At 32.4% G+C, this 19,505-nt stretch carries 21 protein-coding genes, 1 tRNA gene and 2 riboswitches; of the genes, 17 read left to right on the plus strand and 5 right to left on the minus strand.

Annotated features, from left to right (window positions below):
• Positions 1–5 precede the first annotated feature (5 nt).
• From ACIQ4I_RS01290 to ribH, 6 genes are all read left to right on the plus strand, one after another.
• Positions 6–914, plus strand: a complete 909-nt coding sequence (locus ACIQ4I_RS01290; protein ID WP_403092085.1) for an ABC transporter ATP-binding protein — start codon at positions 6–8, stop codon at positions 912–914.
• A 28-nt stretch (positions 915–942) separates the two neighbouring features.
• On the plus strand, positions 943–2,139 hold the full coding sequence (gene wecB, locus ACIQ4I_RS01295) for a non-hydrolyzing UDP-N-acetylglucosamine 2-epimerase (RefSeq protein WP_403092087.1): 1,197 nt from the start codon (positions 943–945) through the stop codon (positions 2,137–2,139).
• Positions 2,140–2,789: 650 nt separating this feature from the next.
• Entirely contained in the window at positions 2,790–3,536 is a 747-nt protein-coding gene (locus tag ACIQ4I_RS01300) for a hypothetical protein (RefSeq protein WP_403092088.1), read from the plus strand.
• 377 nt (positions 3,537–3,913) lie between these two features.
• Positions 3,914–4,044, plus strand: a riboswitch (FMN riboswitch).
• Positions 4,045–4,223: 179 nt separating this feature from the next.
• Positions 4,224–4,354: riboswitch (FMN riboswitch) on the plus strand.
• A gap of 364 nt (positions 4,355–4,718) precedes the next feature.
• A complete protein-coding gene (ribE, locus tag ACIQ4I_RS01305) occupies positions 4,719–5,357 on the plus strand; it encodes a riboflavin synthase (protein ID WP_403092090.1) in 639 nt (212 codons plus the stop codon).
• Positions 5,358–5,375: 18 nt separating this feature from the next.
• Positions 5,376–6,566, plus strand: coding sequence for a bifunctional 3,4-dihydroxy-2-butanone-4-phosphate synthase/GTP cyclohydrolase II (locus tag ACIQ4I_RS01310; protein ID WP_403092092.1), 1,191 nt, complete (start codon positions 5,376–5,378; stop codon positions 6,564–6,566).
• A 12-nt stretch (positions 6,567–6,578) separates the two neighbouring features.
• Positions 6,579–7,046 carry a 6,7-dimethyl-8-ribityllumazine synthase gene (gene ribH, locus ACIQ4I_RS01315; RefSeq protein WP_403092094.1) on the plus strand — a complete coding sequence of 156 codons (468 nt, stop codon included), beginning with the start codon at positions 6,579–6,581 and terminating at the stop codon, positions 7,044–7,046.
• Between the two features lie 590 nt (positions 7,047–7,636).
• Here ribH and ACIQ4I_RS01320 read toward each other — a convergent pair.
• A complete protein-coding gene (locus ACIQ4I_RS01320; RefSeq protein WP_403092096.1) occupies positions 7,637–7,915 on the minus strand; it encodes a hypothetical protein in 279 nt (92 codons plus the stop codon).
• Between the two features lie 479 nt (positions 7,916–8,394).
• Between ACIQ4I_RS01320 and ACIQ4I_RS01325 the strand changes: the two genes are divergently transcribed.
• Both ACIQ4I_RS01325 and ACIQ4I_RS01330 read left to right on the plus strand, forming a co-directional pair.
• Entirely contained in the window at positions 8,395–8,808 is a 414-nt protein-coding gene (locus tag ACIQ4I_RS01325) for a hypothetical protein (protein WP_403092098.1), read from the plus strand.
• Between the two features lie 114 nt (positions 8,809–8,922).
• Complete coding sequence (locus ACIQ4I_RS01330) at positions 8,923–9,075, plus strand: YpzG family protein (protein WP_403092100.1); 153 nt, start codon at positions 8,923–8,925, stop codon at positions 9,073–9,075.
• 83 nt (positions 9,076–9,158) lie between these two features.
• Here the strand turns inward: ACIQ4I_RS01330 and ACIQ4I_RS01335 are convergent, their stop codons facing one another.
• Positions 9,159–9,560, minus strand: a complete 402-nt coding sequence (locus ACIQ4I_RS01335) for a hypothetical protein (protein WP_403092102.1) — start codon at positions 9,558–9,560, stop codon at positions 9,159–9,161.
• Between the two features lie 278 nt (positions 9,561–9,838).
• On the opposite strand from ACIQ4I_RS01335, the gene ACIQ4I_RS01340 reads away from it, so the two are divergent.
• The 3 genes from ACIQ4I_RS01340 to ACIQ4I_RS01350 are packed head-to-tail and all read left to right on the plus strand — an operon-like array spanning position 9,839 to position 12,569.
• A complete protein-coding gene (locus tag ACIQ4I_RS01340) occupies positions 9,839–10,660 on the plus strand; it encodes an ABC transporter permease (protein ID WP_403092103.1) in 822 nt (273 codons plus the stop codon).
• Between the two features lie 4 nt (positions 10,661–10,664).
• Positions 10,665–11,444 (plus strand): ABC transporter ATP-binding protein, encoded by a 780-nt coding sequence (locus ACIQ4I_RS01345; RefSeq protein WP_403092105.1) that lies wholly within the window; start codon positions 10,665–10,667, stop codon positions 11,442–11,444.
• A gap of 24 nt (positions 11,445–11,468) precedes the next feature.
• Positions 11,469–12,569, plus strand: a complete 1,101-nt coding sequence (locus ACIQ4I_RS01350) for an ABC transporter substrate-binding protein (RefSeq protein ID WP_403092107.1) — start codon at positions 11,469–11,471, stop codon at positions 12,567–12,569.
• A 55-nt stretch (positions 12,570–12,624) separates the two neighbouring features.
• Here ACIQ4I_RS01350 and ACIQ4I_RS01355 read toward each other — a convergent pair whose 3' ends face one another.
• Complete coding sequence (locus ACIQ4I_RS01355; RefSeq protein WP_403092109.1) at positions 12,625–13,242, minus strand: TcaA NTF2-like domain-containing protein; 618 nt, start codon at positions 13,240–13,242, stop codon at positions 12,625–12,627.
• A 529-nt stretch (positions 13,243–13,771) separates the two neighbouring features.
• Between ACIQ4I_RS01355 and ACIQ4I_RS01360 the strand changes: the two genes are divergently transcribed.
• The 4 genes from ACIQ4I_RS01360 to ACIQ4I_RS01375 all read left to right on the plus strand — a co-directional run bounded on the left by ACIQ4I_RS01360 (position 13,772) and on the right by ACIQ4I_RS01375 (position 15,653).
• Positions 13,772–14,203: a DUF4395 domain-containing protein gene (locus ACIQ4I_RS01360; RefSeq protein ID WP_403092111.1), complete on the plus strand. Its 432-nt coding sequence runs from the start codon at positions 13,772–13,774 to the stop codon at positions 14,201–14,203.
• Between the two features lie 114 nt (positions 14,204–14,317).
• Positions 14,318–14,388, plus strand: a tRNA-Thr gene (locus ACIQ4I_RS01365).
• A gap of 511 nt (positions 14,389–14,899) precedes the next feature.
• The gene (locus ACIQ4I_RS01370; protein ID WP_403092113.1) at positions 14,900–15,313 is read left to right on the plus strand and encodes a hypothetical protein; all 414 of its coding nucleotides are present in this window, start codon (positions 14,900–14,902) and stop codon (positions 15,311–15,313) included.
• Positions 15,314–15,500: 187 nt separating this feature from the next.
• Entirely contained in the window at positions 15,501–15,653 is a 153-nt protein-coding gene (locus ACIQ4I_RS01375; protein WP_403092115.1) for a hypothetical protein, read from the plus strand.
• A gap of 278 nt (positions 15,654–15,931) precedes the next feature.
• Here ACIQ4I_RS01375 and ACIQ4I_RS01380 read toward each other — a convergent pair whose 3' ends face one another.
• A complete protein-coding gene (locus ACIQ4I_RS01380) occupies positions 15,932–16,732 on the minus strand; it encodes an SMI1/KNR4 family protein (RefSeq protein WP_403092117.1) in 801 nt (266 codons plus the stop codon).
• A gap of 258 nt (positions 16,733–16,990) precedes the next feature.
• Here ACIQ4I_RS01380 and ACIQ4I_RS01385 point away from each other — a divergent pair, with 258 nt between their 5' ends.
• Positions 16,991–17,500: a general stress protein gene (locus ACIQ4I_RS01385; RefSeq protein WP_403092119.1), complete on the plus strand. Its 510-nt coding sequence runs from the start codon at positions 16,991–16,993 to the stop codon at positions 17,498–17,500.
• Between the two features lie 728 nt (positions 17,501–18,228).
• On the opposite strand, the gene ACIQ4I_RS01390 is transcribed toward ACIQ4I_RS01385, so the two are convergent.
• Entirely contained in the window at positions 18,229–18,747 is a 519-nt protein-coding gene (locus ACIQ4I_RS01390; protein WP_403092121.1) for a DUF4352 domain-containing protein, read from the minus strand.
• Between the two features lie 295 nt (positions 18,748–19,042).
• On the opposite strand from ACIQ4I_RS01390, the gene ACIQ4I_RS01395 reads away from it, so the two are divergent.
• A complete protein-coding gene (locus ACIQ4I_RS01395; protein ID WP_403092123.1) occupies positions 19,043–19,393 on the plus strand; it encodes a hypothetical protein in 351 nt (116 codons plus the stop codon).
• Positions 19,394–19,505 lie beyond the last annotated feature (112 nt).

Below are 19,505 nucleotides of genomic sequence, written 5' to 3' on the forward strand. Positions count from 1 at the left end.
GAGGTATGAATCCGAAAATTCGATGCACGGATATAACAAAAAGTTTCAGTTTATATAGTAAACAATCTGATAAATTAGTAGATATTATTTCTTTAAAAAAAGATCGAGATCAGTTTAATGCACTAAGAAATATCAGTTTTGAGGTAAATGCAGGCGAGGCGATTGGTATTATTGGATTGAATGGATCTGGTAAGTCTACTCTCTCAAATTTACTAGCACAAGTCATTCCGCCAAGTTCAGGAACGATAGAAATTAACGGTGAAACATCGCTAATTGCCATTTCTGTTGGTTTAAATGCATCCTTAACAGGCTTGGAAAATATTAAAATGAAATGTTTGATGCACGGTTTAAGCATTGCAGATATCAATGAATTAACTGCAGAAATAATCGAATTTGCAGACATAGGCAATTTCATAAACCAACCAGTAAAAAATTATTCAAGTGGTATGAAATCACGCTTAGGTTTCGCTATTTCGATTCATACAAATCCTGATATCTTAATAGTCGATGAAGCATTGTCTGTTGGTGACCAGACATTTTATCAAAAATGCCTAAATAAGATTAATGAATTTAAAAGCCAGGGAAAAACGATTATCTTTGTTAGTCATTCCTTGTCCCAAATCGAAGCATTTTGTGATCGAGTGATGTGGATTCATTTTGGACAAATTAAGATGTTTGACGCAACAAAAAAAGTAATTGGGGAATATAAACAGTTTATTAAATGGTTTAATGCTCTAAGTGAAGAAGAAAAGAAAGTAAATAGGACCAAATTGTTGGATGAACAGTATGAAGAGGAATCAAGCAATTTAATAAGCGAAAACAAGCAAAAGAGTGGCTTTAATTTTTCTTTTCTAACACAGACTGCTATTTTACTATTTGTAGTAATTATAAGTGCAGCGTATATTTTTGCCTAATTTATATAGATAGAGGTGTAGGTTCTAGATGACTAATCAAAGTAAAGTGAAAATAATGACAATATTCGGTACAAGACCAGAAGCGATAAAATTAGCGCCATTAGTACTTGAATTAGAAAAACATCAAGATGATATCGAATCGATTGTAACTGTAACAGCTCAGCATCGAGAAATGCTTGATCAAGTGTTGGATGTATTTAATATTCAGCCTCAATATGATTTGAATATTATGACAAAACAACAAACCTTAGTTGATGTTACCACACGTGCATTAGAAGGTTTGAATGAAGTATTGCAGAAAGAAAAGCCTGACTTAGTGCTTGTTCACGGCGATACATCAACAACATTTGTCGCAAGTCTTGCAGCATTTTACAACCAAATTTTAGTTGGCCATGTTGAAGCTGGATTACGTACATGGAACAAATACTCTCCATTTCCAGAAGAGATGAATCGACAACTAACTGGAGTGATCGCAGATTTTCATTTTGCGCCTACTAAAAAAGCACAGCAAAATTTATTGAATGAAAACAAGAAAATAGAAACAATTTTTGTAACAGGAAATACAGCAATCGATGCCTTATCGACAACTGTTTCTGAAAATTATGGTCATCCTATTTTAGAGAAAATAGGCAACGATAAAATGATACTTTTGACAGCTCATCGTAGGGAAAACCTTGGTGAACCAATGAGACATATGTTCAAAGCGATCAAACAAATTGTAGATGAACATAATGATCTTCAAGTAGTATATCCAGTTCATTTGAATCCTGCAGTAAGAGAAATTGCTGCTGAAATATTAGGAGAGAACTCGAGAATTCACTTAATTGAACCGTTAGAAGTGATTGATTTTCATAATTTCTTATCAAGAGCACATATCATATTAACAGATTCAGGTGGCATTCAAGAAGAAGCACCTTCCTTAGGTGTTCCGGTATTAGTCCTTCGTGATACAACAGAAAGACCAGAAGGTATTGAAGCAGGAACATTAAAACTTGCGGGTACTGACCAATCAACAATTTATGAATTAACAAAAGAATTACTAACGGATTCAAAGAAATATGAAAGGATGTCGAAAGCATCCAATCCATATGGTGATGGACATGCTTCAGAAAGAATTGTGGAATCGATACTATATCATTTTAAGAAAAGCGAATCTATGCCAAGCCCTTTCGAAAGATTGGAAAACACTAGTTTACATAAAAATATTGAAAAGCTTCTCAATTGAATATAAAAATATAAGAGTTAATATAGGAAAAAATCTCATATTGCAGAACTTTTCCGTAAAATGATAGTACAAGCATCATTTCCTCTTAACTAAAAGATTGGAAAATGAATCAATTTAATAATGCAAAATTTATCTGAAATATACGAACATTAGTGAGTTGAAGCCAAGCCCGTGGAAAGCGCCGTCTGTAGCGGAACATCCAAAACTAAATATTAAAAGTTAATGTGTTGAAATGTTCGTATTTTTAAACCGAAAACGGATTTATGAAATTGATTCAAATGAATAAAAATTACAAATAAATCTTCTTAAAACTTATCGTTTTAAATCTCAAATTGAAAGGCAATACGGTCACCATACCGTATTGCCTTTTCAAATTTGTAATGAGCGAAAGTAATCTAGCAATAACTTAAGTTAAATGACCACCCAATCATTAAACCTGAATTATTTATACTTTAATTCAATAGTTTCAGCTTTGATTGCCTTTTTGAAGAAATCTATTAGTAATTAAGTAAAACGCATTTTTCTTTAAAAAAACTAACCAAAATAAGAATGAAAGATATAGACACCGAATAGTATTTCTATTAAGGCATAGTATTTTAGATGAAATAAATTAATATCCTTATGTGATCTATTAAAAAGGTGGTCTGCTCATGTATCTCTTACTAATATTTTTTACAAGTGTTTTATTCTTTATTTTAACTTTTATCGTTTCAACACTTGGAACCAAGTTTCTTTGTTTACTCATTTCAATTTTATTGTATAAATGGGGCTCATATCAGATTAAATTAATAGAGATGAGAAGAGAAGAGGCAATTAAAAAGGAAACAGAAGAAATGTTGCAAGAATATCCGCATAGTCATTCTACAGTATCTTCAGATTATTTAAATGCATTACTCATAGGAGAGGCATCGCAAACATTCTTTGTTGCAAAAAGAGAAGATACAGATTCTGATTTTGAAGTAAGGGAATATTTATTCAATGAAATTTATGAAACAGCCATTGAAGAAGATGGAAATCAAATAGCATTAATCTCAAGAGGTGGACTACTTGGAGGATCATTAATTGACGGTGGCGGAAATTCATTAGTATATGTTATGGAACCAGAAAATAGTTTGAAAGATAATTCAGATGAGGAATCTGAAGAAACAACAGAAAAGAGCTCTGAAGAAGTATCTAAGTTAAGTTTAAAAGTGGTAGTTGATGATTTGTCCAACCCAATTATTGAGTATGTATTTTTGGAACCTGAGGAACCAGTGGAAAAAGATTCGGATGTATACAAGGAAGCATCTAAGCAATGTAAAAAATGGCATCAAATGATCAGTGTCTTAATTAAACGACATGATAACCTAAATAAAGTAGTCATTAAACGTTATGAAAATTCAAATAGAGTAGTTTAGCTTTTAATGATTACTCGTATTGGTTTAATAGAGTTTCGCAGCTGATTTTAATATATTTTTATAAATTGAATTAATTTCATAATTCGAAGATTTAATGAAAAACACGAAAATTAAATGGTCCATTTTTATATGTAATATCTATTAGAACATTGTCTATGAAGCGGAAGAGGGTGACTCTTTGGGGGAAGCGCCATCTGGAGCTGCATACTAAGTAATTATAGAAATAGAATATTATCCGAATTATTGAGTTGTTTATGTAGGAAATATTCGTATTTTTTAACTAGAAAAGTACTTATGAAATTAACTCAATTGAAAATAAATAATAAATTATTAATGATTTTTCAGATTAAAAGTGATATACTTTGCGCATAGATGAATAATTCCTTCGGGGTCGGGTGAAATTCCCAATCGACGGTGATGAAGCAATTCTAAGCCCGTGAGCCTTTTATAGGCAGGATTTGGTGTAAGTCCAAAGCCGACAGTATAGTCTGGATGAGAGAAGGATGTATGGAACGTTAAATTCTTATGATTTACTATTGTATTTCATAGGTTTATTTGATGATGAAATAAACAGACTTCCAATCCACCCCGTAGAGAAAAATCTATGGGGTTTTCTTTTTTATTAAGCTTTGAATGCTAGAGAGTATTCTGCTTAAATTTTAGAAAACCATTAACAATTTAAAATACGTAGTCCTTCGGGGGCGGGTGAAATTCCCAATCGACGGTGATGAAGCAATTCTAAGCCCGTGAGCCTTTTATAGGCAGGATTTGGTGTAAATCCAAAGCCGACAGTATAGTCTGGATGGGAGAAGGACAATGAGCAATGGTAGAAGCTTTTGAAAAATTAATTTCAATAGGCTTATTTAGTGATACCATTTACTACATATTCTCCCGAAAACTCCTTAGGTAAATTTCCTTTAGGAGTTTTCTTTTTGGTTAAAATATCCAAAATGGAGGGGTAAATTGACTGCTGACTATTATATGAATCGGAAGTAATGATCAAAAACTTCCAACAAACTCGAAATGAGATTGTCTAATTAAAAAAGCCTACTATATCCATAGAAAAAGTATTGAAAAACCTTTGAAAAAAAGCAATCTTACTAAAATTAAGCTATGTGGACAAATACGTAATAATTAGCAAAGATATCAAGATTACTTCTGTTTTGAAATGAGGTGTTACATTTGTTTACAGGAATTGTAGAAGATTTAGGGAAAGTTAAGGCAATAAAAAGTGCAACAAATAGTATGCAACTAACGATTGAATCAAGAAAAATCCTAGAAGATGTCCATCTTGGTGACAGTATCGCAGTTAATGGAGTTTGCTTAACTGTCATTTCTTTTTCAAATAGTCAATTCACAGTGGATGTCATGCCTGAATCAGTAAAAGCAACAAATATCCAATCTCTACAAATTGGTCAATATGTAAACTTAGAAAGAGCGATGCCCGCAAATGGTCGATTCGGAGGTCATTTCGTATCTGGGCATGTGGATGGTACAGGAGTCATATTGAGAAAAAGAAAATTTGCAAATGCCGTTTATGTGGATATAGGAATAAGCAAAGAGTTAAGCAAGTTTTGTATGTTAAAAGGCTCTATTACAATCGATGGCATCAGCTTAACGATTTTCGATGTCAAGCCAACTCAACTGACAGTATCTCTTATTCCCCATACTTTTGATCTAACATTATTAGGCGTAAAAAAAGAACATGATGTAGTAAATATTGAGAATGATTTACTAGGAAAATATGTGATCAACCATTTGGATCGAAAACAAGAAAATTCAACGATAACGATGGATTTTCTAAATGAAAATGGATTTTAAAAAGGCTGGTGTATTGAAATGTTTAATACAATCGAAGAAGCAATTGAAGATTTAAAAAACGGTAAGATAGTTATTGTTGTTGATGATGAAAAACGTGAAAATGAAGGGGATTTTCTAGTGTTGGCCGAATTTGCAACACCTGAAAATATTAACTTTATGGCGAAATATGGCCGTGGCTTAATCTGTACGCCAATGTCTAGAGCATTAGCAAATCATCTTGAGTTAAATCCGATGGTTGACAATAATACAGATAATCACCAAACAGCATTTACGGTTAGTGTCGATTACAAAACGACTGAAACAGGGATCAGTGCGTATGAACGTTCCGAAACGATGTTACAATTGATCAGCCCAGAAGCAAAAAGCTCTGATTTCCGTCGACCTGGACACGTATTTCCTTTAATAGCAAAAGATAATGGTGTATTGGAAAGACAAGGGCATACAGAAGCTGCAGTCGATTTTGCTAAACTTTGTGGTTCAGATCCTGCAGGTGTCATTTGCGAAATAATGCTTGATAACGGAAAAATGGCAAGAGTACCACATCTGCACGATATTGCTAAAGAGCATAACTTAAAATTCGTAACTATCGCTGATTTAATAAGCTATCGTTATGAAAAAGAACAATTGATTGAGCGAGTAGCTTCAGTAAATTTACCTACATCATTTGGAGAATTTCAAATGATTGGCTATTCAAACCAATTAAATGATAAAGAACACCTTGCTATTTTAAAAGGAAATCCACAAGATGATGAAGTACCACTTGTACGCATTCACTCAGAATGTTTAACCGGAGATATTTTTCATTCAAAACGCTGTGATTGTGGACCGCAACTCCACAAATCATTAGAAATGATTGAAGAAGCAGGTACTGGAGTTGTCTTATATATGCGTCAAGAGGGAAGAGGAATCGGACTACTTAACAAACTAAAAGCCTATGAGTTACAAGAACAAGGCTATGACACTGTTGAAGCAAATGTTCACTTAGGTTTCGCTGCAGAAATGCGTGATTATGGTTTAAGTGCTCAAATGCTACGCGATTTAGGTATTACAAAAATACGTTTAATGACAAACAATCCTGCAAAGATTGAAGGATTAACGAAATATGGCATTGAAGTTGTTGACCGCGTACCAGTAGAAATTACAGCAGAGCCAGAAAACGAAAAATATTTAGAAACAAAAAAATTAAAAATGAGACATATACTAGCATAGGAGTGAATGGAAATGGCAAAAACATTTGAAGCACAATTAATCGGAACTGACTTAAAAGTTGGAATTGTAGTAAGTAGATTTAATGAGTTTTTAACTGCAAAATTATTAAGCGGTGCAATGGACGGTTTAAAACGTCATGGCGTTTCAGAAGATGATATCGATGTAGCATGGGTTCCAGGTGTATTTGAAGTACCATTTATTACAAAAAAAATGGCTGATACAAAAAAATATGATGCCATTATAGGATTAGGAACTGTTATTCGAGGAGCAACTTCTCACTATGATTATGTTTGTAATGAAGCAGCAAAAGGTATTGCTAACGTAGGATTAAATACAGGAGTTCCAGTTATGTTCGGTATCGTTACAACAGAAAATATTGAACAAGCAATCGAACGCTCTGGAACAAAAGCAGGAAACAAAGGTTATGATGCAGCGGTTTCAGCAATTGAAATGGCTAATTTAAGCCGCATGTTCGATTAATTTAAAATGAACGATAACTTTTTGAAGTAAAATGTATAAAAACGATTGCTGGGGCTATACTATTAAAGATTTCACTTAAGAAATCCTTTTATGATCAGGAGGGGTTAATCCTATGGGTGAACCAAGTCCAGGTGAGCACTATAGCTCTAAACAAAGATTAAATCGTTAAAATTCTCAGGTAATAAGAAACGGAGTGAAGTCCCGTGGATCAGGTCTGAGTAATGAAGCTTAATGCAAAACAATTTAATCATCATGAAGGATAAAGTTATATTACTGCATCTAGAATGATCAGGAGGGTGAAAATCCAATGAGTGAACCAGACAAAATAGTTCAGGTATCTCAGGGAGTTCACAATCTCTGGGTAAAGGTTAAATAGTTAAATTTCAGGTGATGGACACGGCTTAAAATCCCGCGTAAAGAGTCTGAGTTGAAATGCAAAGCTAAAACAATTTAATCGTCATAAAGGATAAAGTGAAATCAGACCCGGAATTAATTTTCCGGGTTTTTATTTGGAGTTTTATAAATAATTGCAAATTGAATCATTTTCATAAATCCATTTTCGGTTTTTAAATACGAACGTTTCAATACATTTATTTCCAACGTTCATATTTGTATGCTCCGCTACAGACGGCGCTTTCCACGGGCTTGGCTTCAATCTCCTCGTCATGCGGGGCTTTCAGCTCAAGCTTTTCCCGTAGGAGTCGCCGTCTTTCTTTTTCCTTTAATAGTTTTTGAAGATTTTCAATTTTTTTCTCTAAATTTTTTATTTCAGCCTCATTTGATTCTACAGCATAATAATAAGGGGCTATAACTAAATTGCATAATACAATACAAATTCTACAAAGAGTAATTTTGGTGTTATTTAACATAGATACACCTCAAAATTATTTTGCTTTATTCATGCGAAAGTATGCACTTTTGAAATTTCCCTATAGAAAGAACTTTTCTTATAAAATAATTTTATTAAGAGGTATACAAAACGTACATTAGGCTATACTATTAAAGATTTCACTTAAGATATTCTTTATTGATCAGGAGGGGTTAATCCTATGGGTGAACCAAGTCCAGGTGAGCACAAAAGCTCTAAATAAAGATTAAATCGTTAAAAATTCTCAGTTAATAAGAAACGGAGTGAAGTCCCGTGGATCAGGTCTGAGTATTGAAGCAGAATGCAAAACAATTTAATCGTCGTAAAGGATAAAAGTGAAATCAGACCCGGAATTAATTTTCCGGGTTTTTATTTTGATTTTAACTAAAAATAATTGCAAATAATTGCAACTTGCAGGAAAATGTTACTAATAAAGAGAAATTTTAAGCGGAGAATAAGTTCCTTTAGGGGGAATTGAAAATGAAACGCTTCATAAGTTATTTAATGTGGGTAGCTATAATTGGGATAGGAATATATTCTGGATTAAGATTTAGAGTATATTTAGGTAAGGAAGAAGAAATATCATATAACGATTTACCAATAATGATATTTTCGTTCGTATTTCCTATAATTATTGGTATATTGTTAAGATTACCTAATTTTTTAATTGAGAAAAAAGGGAAAAAGAAGTGGAGTTTTGATTGGGTAAAGTTAATCGCTATTGCATTTCCAGTACTTTATGTTGCATTGTTACCTTACTTAGTATATTCATCATTAGGAGAAGAATTATTATTTTCAAAGCAAGTTTTTCTGTTAGGTGATACAACGATAACTTTAACAACAGTTGCTGGTATTGTTTTTGGATATGTATTGCTGGATAGTGTGAAAGTTTAACATTGAAATTTCCTTTTAAATGATTTAACAAGAGGTATACAAAACCGTAGCTTAGGCGATACTATTTAAGATTTCACTTATGAAATCCGACATGATATCAGGAGGGTGAAAGCAATGGGAAAACCGGACCATTTAGATCCAAAATCTCAAAAAGTTCATCAGCTCTGGACTAGGTTAAAACATTCAAAATCTCAGGTAAATGGACAGTCGGAGATGACTCTTCATAATCGTATTTTGAAAAGTGAAGCGAAAGCTCGACAATTTTAATCTTCGTGTACGGATAAGGTGTAATCAACTTGGAAGTCACATAAGTAGTTAAAACTACTTATGTGACTTCTTCCATTTTTCCCTTACATATTATTAACTGCTGCTACTTCTTGCATTTCTAGATTCTTTGGCTTTGGTAGGAATATCTTTGCATCTTCACATAACGAATTATAAATTCTAGGATTAGATAATAAATCTTTTTGTAAAAAAGCATAAGATTTAAGCTCTGCAAATTTACAGTCATAAGCTAAAGAATTTATGTGCCTAATAATTAGTTGCGTTTCTCTAGAAAATAAATCTTGATTTCTTTTATCATTTAATTGAATAACACAATTTAAGAAGGTTAATGCTTCCATACTTAGTTTTGAGCGAATTCGAGGACTTGATAGTTTTTCTATGTTGTTCTCAATAATAGTACGGGCAGAAGCATAATCGCTTTTTGCAATACTTTTTTCTAAAAAAACAATATCTCGATCTAATTTCATTCTTTTTACCCCTAAACAATCTATATTTATATGATTAAAGTCATGTGACGTATTCATTATATAGATACTTAAGAACTAAGTAAATAAGATGTAATGAAAATATATATTTTATTAACATTATGTTTTGGTTTTTTATTTGAAAATTGAAATCATATGAAATTATTTTATGAATGTATTTAGAAATGATTAATTACTTGCCAATTTTTTATCCTTATTCGTAGGCAATCGACACACTTTAGAGGGAAAATACATATCCTTTATTGAAGAGGTGGTGAAGAATGAGGGACGAAAAAATAACTAAAACCCATAACCCTGTCGAAATTGAACAAAAGGAATGGAAAAAAAGACTGTTAAATGAACGAATGAAGCAGATGCTTACGATCGCTTCACCTATTTTTCTCTTACTTTTATGGGAGTTTTTATCTCGAACAAATTTGATTGATGTCCGTTTCTTCCCGCCACCAACTGAAATTCTACACACTTTCTTTAGTATGGCAGTAAGTGGAGAATTATTTCATCACATTTGGATCTCTTTATACCGGATATTTGCTGGCTTTTTGTTGGGCGTTATCCCTGGTGTAGTCATCGGATTATTAATGGGATTATATTCTCCTATTCGGCATTTCATTTCACCAATCGTTATGGCACTAATGCCAATTCCAACTCTAGCCCTGTTACCAATCATAATCATTTTATTTGGAATCGGTGATCTATCGAAGGTAGTGACAATCGCTGGAAGTGTATTTTTCCCAGTCGTTATTAACACTACTGCAGGAGTAATCAACATTGATTCCATTTACTTGGATGTAGCTAGAAACTATGGGGCTGGTTCAAAGGATTTCTTCTTTAAGATTGCATTTCCAGGTGCTTTACCTGTTATGATGGAAGGCATTCAAATGGGGCAGGCAATTGCTCTTTTAACGATTGTTGCTGCTGAAATGATGGGGGCAACTTCAGGAATCGGATACTTAATCTGGACCTCCTATAAAGCCTTTTTGCTTAAAGAGATGTTTGTTGGGCTCATACTCATCTCATTTTTTGGCTATCTATTTTCACTAATACTTCGATATCTTCAGAAGAAAATTCTTCCTTGGAGGTGAGACAATGGAAGATCAAACGAAAATATCTATCAAAAATATGACGAAAGCTTTTTATAAGAAAAATAGTAGTGTCACAGCTTTAGATCAAGTCTCTTTAGATATTTCAGAAGGTGAATTTGTTTGTCTTGTAGGCCCAAGTGGTTGCGGGAAAACAACATTACTCAGAATTTTGGCGGGACTGGAAACAACAAGTGTTGGTGAATTCGAAATTATGCAGGGACAGGAAGATCGACCTCTTCAATCGATGGTTTTTCAAGAAAGAGGGATTATTCCTTGGTTAACAGTTGAGGAAAACGTAGCGTTCGGTTTGAAAATGAGACATTTACCTAGCAACTTAATTAAAGAAAGAACGGATTACTATTTAAAGAAAGTTGGTCTAGAAAAGTTTTCAAAGTTATATCCGAAAGAGTTATCCGGTGGTATGAAACAACGTGTTAGTATTGCACGTGCGTTTGCAAATGATCCAGAAATATTGTTAATGGATGAACCTTTTGCAGCACTTGATGAACAAAATAAATTCATTCTACAAGAAGAATTATTATCCATTTGGGAAGAAACGAAGAAGACAGTACTTTTTATTACACATAGTATCGATGAAGCTTTATTGCTAAGCGATCGTATATTATTAATGAGTGCACAGCCTGGGAAAATCATAAAAGAAATTAAGAACGATTTACCAAGACCACGGAATATCGAACAGATTCGTGCTAATCAACAAACTGCGGAGTACTTTATAGATATATTAAAGCATTTACATGAAGAAGTACAAAAGTCTAGAAAGTAACAGGTTTTATAAAGGGGGATTTGAATGGGGAAATGGTTGAAACGGGGGCTTGTGATACCATTCATATTACTAGCGATGGTCATTACTGGATGTACTGATAAGAGTACAACTACGACTAATCATAATAAAGTTGACAATGAAGTAAGTAAGGATAATAAATCAGGGGATTTAGCACCATTAGAAAAGAAAGCTAAAGTAGTCATTGCCGAAGATGGGGCAGCCTCCGGAGCGGGTTTTTATATTGCAAATGAGAAAGGCTACTTTGCAGATTATAATATTGAGGTAGAATTTGCACAATTTGCAAATAGTGATGATATGCTCCCAGCACTTGCAGCAGGTGAAGTAGATATTGCGGGCGGGGTATCGACAGCGTCATTCTTTAATGCCATCGCACAAGGAATAGACGTTAAAATTGTAGGGGATAAAGGTCACAACATGCCAGGGAAATCCTATTTCACATTCGTTATTGGGAACAGGATGAAAGATGTAATTAAAGAATATTCAGATTTCAAAGGGAAAAAAATAGCAATCTCTTCAAAGAACTCTATTGATGGCTATATCTATCAACTGATGTTAAAACATGCTGGATTAACAGAAAAGGATGTTAAGACAGTTATTATGAATGATTTTGGTAGCATGCTTGGTGCTTTGGAAAATGGATCAATCGATGCAGCACTCAGTATTGAACCATTGATTGCTCAAGGTGTTAGTAAAGGAATTCTTACCCGTTTTGGCGATGCGACTGATTTTGCACCAGATTCACAAATTGCATTAGTTTTAGCTTCACCTAAGTTTATGAAAGATGAAAAGGATATATCGCTACGCTTCATGCTTGCATATTTAAAAGGTGTACGTGATTACAACGATGCTTTCACTAAAGGGGAAGGAAAAGCCGAAGTCGTCAATATCATGACAAAATATACAGCATTAAAAGATCCTGCAATATGGGATAAAGTAAATGTGACTGGGCTTGATCCAGATGGAAAAATGCGTGTAGATGATATTAAAAAGCAGTATGAAATGTACAAAGCAAATGGTGCTACTCAAGGTAAATTCGACTTTGATAAAGCGATTGATACATCTGTTACTGAAGAAGCTATTAAGATTTTAGGTAGCTATAAATAGAGTATGAAAAAATGGAGCAAGCGAATGTGCTTACTCCATTTTGTTATGGATAAGATTATTTTACATTTTTAATTTCAGAAATTTGGAAGAAACTTTGTGCATCATTGCCTTCAACATAATTGTAATAGACCTTATATTTGCGATGGAATACTTTTGTATCCTTCTTGCTATTTTGTGTTTTGGCAATGACTTCTTTTGTATTAACAGTGAAATCAGTGTCTGAATCACGTTTGATGGATGAAATTTCAACTTTATTTACTTTTTCTTGAATACCTTGTTTATGTTTTTTGGGGATTTCTGCTAAAAGGTCTTCGTATAGTTTTGTGTCGTGCATAATGTATTCGTTTGCTAAAGGAGTAAAGTCACCTGATTCAACAGCCTTCGCATATTCAACTGGATATTTTGCAATAAAATCGCTAAGTTTTTGTATTTCAATATCTGTCATTTTTTGTCCAGAAACAATAGGCTTGTTTGACGAGTTCTCAGGTTGCTGACTATAAGATGAAGAAGTAGAACTTTGATCAGTTTTATTTGATTGAGTCGTCTTATGCGTTTCAGTAGTAAATGCCTCTGTTTTTGCGGGTTCTTTTGAAGTTTTTTCTGAATCATTGCTGCATGCGGCTATTAGTGAAGCTGCTATACAAATTGAACAAATGAGCTTCCATTTTTTCATTTCAGTACCTTCTTTCACAAACTATTTTCTATTATTATAAGGTATTTGTTACAAAGTTGATAGTATGGAAGGTATTAGTTTTATTGTAAAGTAATTTATTTTATGAATGAATCAATTTCATAAATACTTTTCTAGACAAAAAACGCGAATATTATCTAAATGTACAATCCAATAATTCGGAATATACTTCAAATATACTATTTGTTTAATATGCCGCTACAGATGGCGCTTTCCGCGGGCGAGCGTTGAGCCTCCTCGCTCACTTCGTTCCCTGCGGGGTCTCACCTGTCTCGCTTTCCCGCAGGAGTCACCATCTTCCGCTCTAGACAATATTCTAATAGATATAGCACAAACAATGCCTCATTTAATGTTCGTGTTTTATATCAAAACATCGAAATATGAAATTAACTCGAATATTAAAGAAATATTTGGAATTAGAAAAAATAAAAATTATAAAATAAAAGCCTTTCGATTTTTCATAATAAGTAGTATTATTTATATAATTCTTATGCGAAAGGTTGGTTTTAAAATGCAAAGACCAGTGTCTATTCCAAGACCTCTAGTTCGCGTTAATCAATGGACTATTTTATTAAGTACAATAGCTACATGGATATTTCATCAACCACTAATATTATTAATACCACTTATTGCAAATTTATTAGGATTATTTTTCAATTTTAATCCATTAATGAAATTTGCACGATTATTTTTAAAGAAAAAGCTTTCTGAATATATTCCTGAAGATGTCATTCAACAAAAATTTAATTCGTGCATTGCCATAAGTTGCTTAGTTCTTGGTTTTATAGGATTTGAATTAGAAAAACCAGCAATGGGTTATATTTTTACAATTATGGTTGCAATTGCATCTGGTATTGCAATTCTAGGATTTTGTATTGGCTGCTTTATCTTTTTCCAATTGAATCAATTCCGTTACAAATTAAAAAAAGCTACTCATTCATAAAATTATGATGTAGTAAAAGGGGAATTAATATATTACTAAAGTTAAACCCTAGCATGTTTCCCTGAAAAGTGCTACAATAACTCCTGTAGCTGATAAACAATCTATCATCTAAATGCCGATTTAGTTTAATGGTAGAACGGTGGTCTCGTAATCCATTGATAAGAGTTCGATTCTCTTATTCGGCATAATATAGCTAATTGATCTTTATTAATACGAAAGAGCCTTATAACGGTTTAAAAAATACGGATGAACGTTGGAATAACAACGATTATCTGTATTTTTTTTATGCTTATTATTTGAAATTTAGATAAAAATTCCAACTTTTATGATCATATTACACATTTTGTTACACATTACACACAACGTTACACATGATAAACGCTGTTATCACGGTTTTTGAACTCTTTTATAATATGATTTTAAGTGTTGAGAGTAGTTTGTACATCTTTGTGTCCTAATCTTTCAGAAATATATTATGCACTTGTAGAACGATACAGTAAGACACTGGCATGCGTGTGTGTATATTGGTTACTTAATTATTTCTAAAATATCTAGTTTTTCCAGGATATGAGCCACCATTAGTTTAGTGTAGCATAGCAGTTATGATTACTCTTTATTGATTTTTTATAATTATAAGTAATAAAAGGAATATATTACTATATGTCGAATTATAAAGATAATAGGGAGGTATTTAGAATGAAGCTTAAAGAATTTTTAGATGAAATTATTAACTCTGATAAGTTTGATTGGACATATGATGATGATCTAGGTAGATACAACTATATAAATGATATTAGAATCAGTATTGCTAGTGATAGAGAACCTGATGAATCATATGAGAATGAATGGTTGAACTGTTATCCTGATAAAAAGGGTTATTTTAATAGATATAATTTATGTTTTAACGGGGCTAGTATCGAATCTTTTTATGGTGTTGCAGTCGATGGATATAGAATGATTATTCCAAGTCCTCGGCTAAATGATTTGACTATTACACGAAAACAGAAACAAATTGGAAGAATCATTAATAAACCCTATACAGAAGTAAGCGATGAGTATGAGCAGTATTTAAATATGGCAGGAATTACAATCAGAAACGAAGAAGAATAGTAAGATTCAACATTCTCATACGCGGGTGTTTCTTTTTTTATCTTTGAAAGGAATAACGTTGAAGTGATTGCAAATGAGTTAGATTACAAAACAGGGCATATATATAACAAACACGCTCAAATTGTGCTGACGAGTATTCGAGAGTGTGAATGAATAAAATGCAGTAGATAAATCAGGGGGGGATAGGTTGGAGAAGAAAGAAACTGTAAAAACAGGCATTGGATTTGGTTCAGCTTTAGCGATAGCAATTTCGTGGAGTGTAAACAAATCGATTTTGTGGGCGATATTCCATGGTATTCTAAGTTGGATTTATGTAATCTACTATGCGTTAACAAGATAAACCGAATCTAACATAACTTTAGATTAAGTTAAGATGAGGCAATAGAAACTATAGTATATTCGCGAAAGATTAATATTGTGATAGTTTACAGAAGTAATTACATGCATTAGTCCTCCTTGAATATGGACCACTCAAAATGGGGGACTAATAAAATTCCGAGACAGTTCTTGAGACTCTGACCTGTAATACACGGCTTATATGCTTGGATCCCCCCTTTCCAAGGGGGGATTTGCTTAATTTATCTAATTTAATAAGTGATTGGTGAAAAAATATTAATCTTACCTCATTTCTTCTTGTAGTATTTCAATAAAATTTAAAACATCGATATCGGAATCATTTTTAAGTATGTTTATTATTTTATTTAGTATGTCTTTGTCTATTAAGTATTCTAATACAATTGCTGCTTTAACAGCCGCTATTCTGACATCACTAACATTATGGTGACTTAGCTGTATTAATTTATCAGTATACCAATTTAAATCTATATGATCCATTTCATCTATGTCATGACTAATAAGATTTATTGCACCAATAATTTCGCCGATATTGTTTTCATTAATAAACTGTTCTACCTCTTGTTGAGATGTTTGAGGTGCCTCATAAAGTTCGAGTAAAGACATTCCAGTATTTTCTTGAGTATATAATATTGAAACAAATTCACTAAATGAGTCAGCTACAGTTATTATTTCGTTACTGTCATTATTAATATAAATAATAGGCGGATTTGTTTTGGTATTTCTATAATCAAAAGCAATCCATTCTGACCCATCCCCACTAATTAGTACGATATTCTCAGGCATTTTCCACTCTTGTATATAATAAGGTGTATCTAATATTCCTGGATCTTTACTTATTCCAAAAATATGATCAATATATCTAGAAGTCTCATCCCATGCAGTAGGTATAGGGCTTGGGAAAGCATTGTATATAATTTCCCCTCCGTTTTGATCTTTAAGAATTTCTATATATTCTTTCGGTAAGTTAATGCCGAAAATTTTTTCAGCCTTTTTAATATTGGATTCTTTTAGTTTTATTAATTTATATGTATCTTCAGGGTTATTTGCCCAAATTTTAACCATACAATTTCCTCCATCTATAGAATAATCTAATAATCATAAATATATTATAATGTAAAATTTGTAATATGTACTTAGCAGGCATACATAGGGTGCTTTTTGGATTTAACAAGTAGTACGAATAGTACCATTCCATTAAAATGACAGCTTAATAGGGTGAATGGAAATATTTGTTGAATAATCTGTAAAGAAAAGAATTTACTTTTAATGAAGTAAAGGGAGGAAGTGTTTTAATAAAATTAAATAAAGAAGGTATAATGAATGAAAAAATCATTAGAAAAAAGGTTTTTATATTTATATACAGGTGAATTAATCTCTGGGATTCTTTTTATTTTTCTAAGCTACTTTTTTAATAGCAAGTATCCGCAATTTCATTTGTATTCATTGTGTTCGTTTTGGTTTTCATTTATTTTTTTTGACCTCCTTTTATTTCAAGGAGCGTATTATTGGTACATAAAATGGAAGAGGATACGAACTGAAAATAAAGTGAATACCCCCTTTAAAATCGTACGTATGTTTAAGCTTTTCAAAACAATAAACACAGTTTTGCTACTTGTGCCAATACTTGGATTTATCGTTGATTATATAAAATGGAATAATTTATCACCAATTAGTGGGTTTCTTTATATTTTTGCGATATTAGAATACGTTAACTATTTCTACATTCAGCTTTCTTACGATAATCGGATGGATATTGAATATTTACTAAAAAACAAAAGACTAAAAAAGTCTTCTATTAGTAAAGATCTGGAAAAAATGAGTAAAGAGTGAAATAATAAAACAAATCAGGTTTACAGTTGAATCTAGGTTGCTATGCCATTAAGCCAAGAGAAGAGATTACCATCTAAAGCGTTTCCTTTTATTATCGTGATTTTTATAATAAGTTACATTTTGCGTTAACTTAGTGTAATGTGAATTGAATTTGAACTGCGTATTCATTAATTTACATATGGGCATATATACAAGAAACATGCACAAATTACACGAATGAATGAATATGATGAAAGTGTGAACGCAATTTTAAACAATAAGTGGAGGAGAGAAATTTTGAGCTTTATATATAAGGATGAAATACTTAACAGTTTGAGCTTGGTCAGAGAACTTGTTAGAGATTATGAATCCTGTCCTGAATGTGGAAGTAATAGCATAGGAAGTAGCACAAATCTTGGTTCGATGGGCTACAATGGTAAATTAGGAACTTTTGAACGAACATGTAAATGTGGTTGGAAATCGAAAATTAAAGTCGAAAAAGTATGAAACATTTTGAGGATTGAGCTTAACTTCACATTCTAGTCTGGTATTAGGTAGTAGGGAAGTAACTAATAGCAAAGCTGTTACAGGTGGTCTTTTTATGTGAAGATGTAAGTGCAATAAATGATGACATTTTAAGAAGATAGTAAAGAAGCAGTTCTTTATTTGCTCCTACCGTAGCCTTAGTTAATAAATAATTAGTTGCCTAAACAAAATAAGACCACCTTAATCGGTAGCCTAGATGACTATTATTTTACGTCAATTTTCCATTTTATTTCTTTATGATCTAAACTAAATGTAGGAGTGTAAATTAATTTATAAGTACCATTTTTAGATACGTCGTATTTGATGATACCTGAAAGTTTTTCCCCCTTGTTTATATCTCCAGAAATAGGTGTTTTACCACCATAGTATTCGTCTTGAGATTTATCACCTTTGTATAAATTAAAATGACTTGAATCTACATATATTTTATTTTTGCTAGAGTTTTTTACTGTTATGTTCAGTTGAAGTACTTTTCCATTTTGAGGTTTAATGTTTTTATCAGGTTTTACAATTTTCGCTTTAGTAATAGTAATTTTAACACCATTAACTTTAACTGTTTCACCGACTTTGTAGATTTTGTTTTTCTTCTTCTCTTTTTTCTCTGCTTTTTGTTCAGTTTTTGTAGATGAATCACCTTCTTCTTTTTTCACTTTCGTATCTCCACAAGCTGAAAGGAATAGTACTAAAACCATAGGGGCAATATACATTAACTTTTTTATCATTTTTTTCTTCCTCCTCTAAAAAGACCGCCATTACAGTACAAATTATAAGCAAATTGTTCAAATTAATAGTTGGAATTTACTAAAAAACATTGATTTAAGTGCAAGTTAAAGTTAGTCTTTACGAGTTTTATTTAAGTTATTCGTTTGCGTTGTTTACTTATTTAAAGGTTTTGAATTCAATATTGAATTTTATAGAGTGGTCTTTATCTTTACTTCCACAGATGAAACTACTCCGATGTATGAAGAGAATTGCTAGTGGCTACACTAGTTCTATTGTAAGTTGGACTTTCAAAATTTGGAGGCGATAAAGATGCAAATGACAGAACAAGCTGCAGCATTTTTTAAGAAGGAAATGGCAGAGAAGAATGAAGATACTTTGCGTTTTTATAATTTAGCAGGATGTTGTCAGCCAGTTTTGACCGCTGAATTCGAACCCGCTCAGACGGATGACAAAATTGAAATCGTCGACAATGTGAAAATAGCAATAGAATATGCTGTTGTGGACGATTTAAAAGATGTCACAATTGGCATTGATGATACCGGTGAAGAAGTCGAACTCGTTTTAGATGGATATATTATTCCTGAACCATGTGGTTGTGATCATGACCACGAACAGAATGACGAGTATAACCATAATCACAATTAACGTAAAATCACTAAAATTGAGAAAGGGGCGAGACTAAATACATAGCAGTTTTATTAGAACCATATTGTCTTTAAGAGAAGAAATGGCGAACCAATTGAATATTGCTACACAA

The sequence above is a fragment of the Rummeliibacillus sp. NPDC094406 genome (genome assembly GCF_044763875.1).
Taxonomy (GTDB): Bacteria; Bacillota; Bacilli; order Bacillales_A; family Planococcaceae; genus Rummeliibacillus.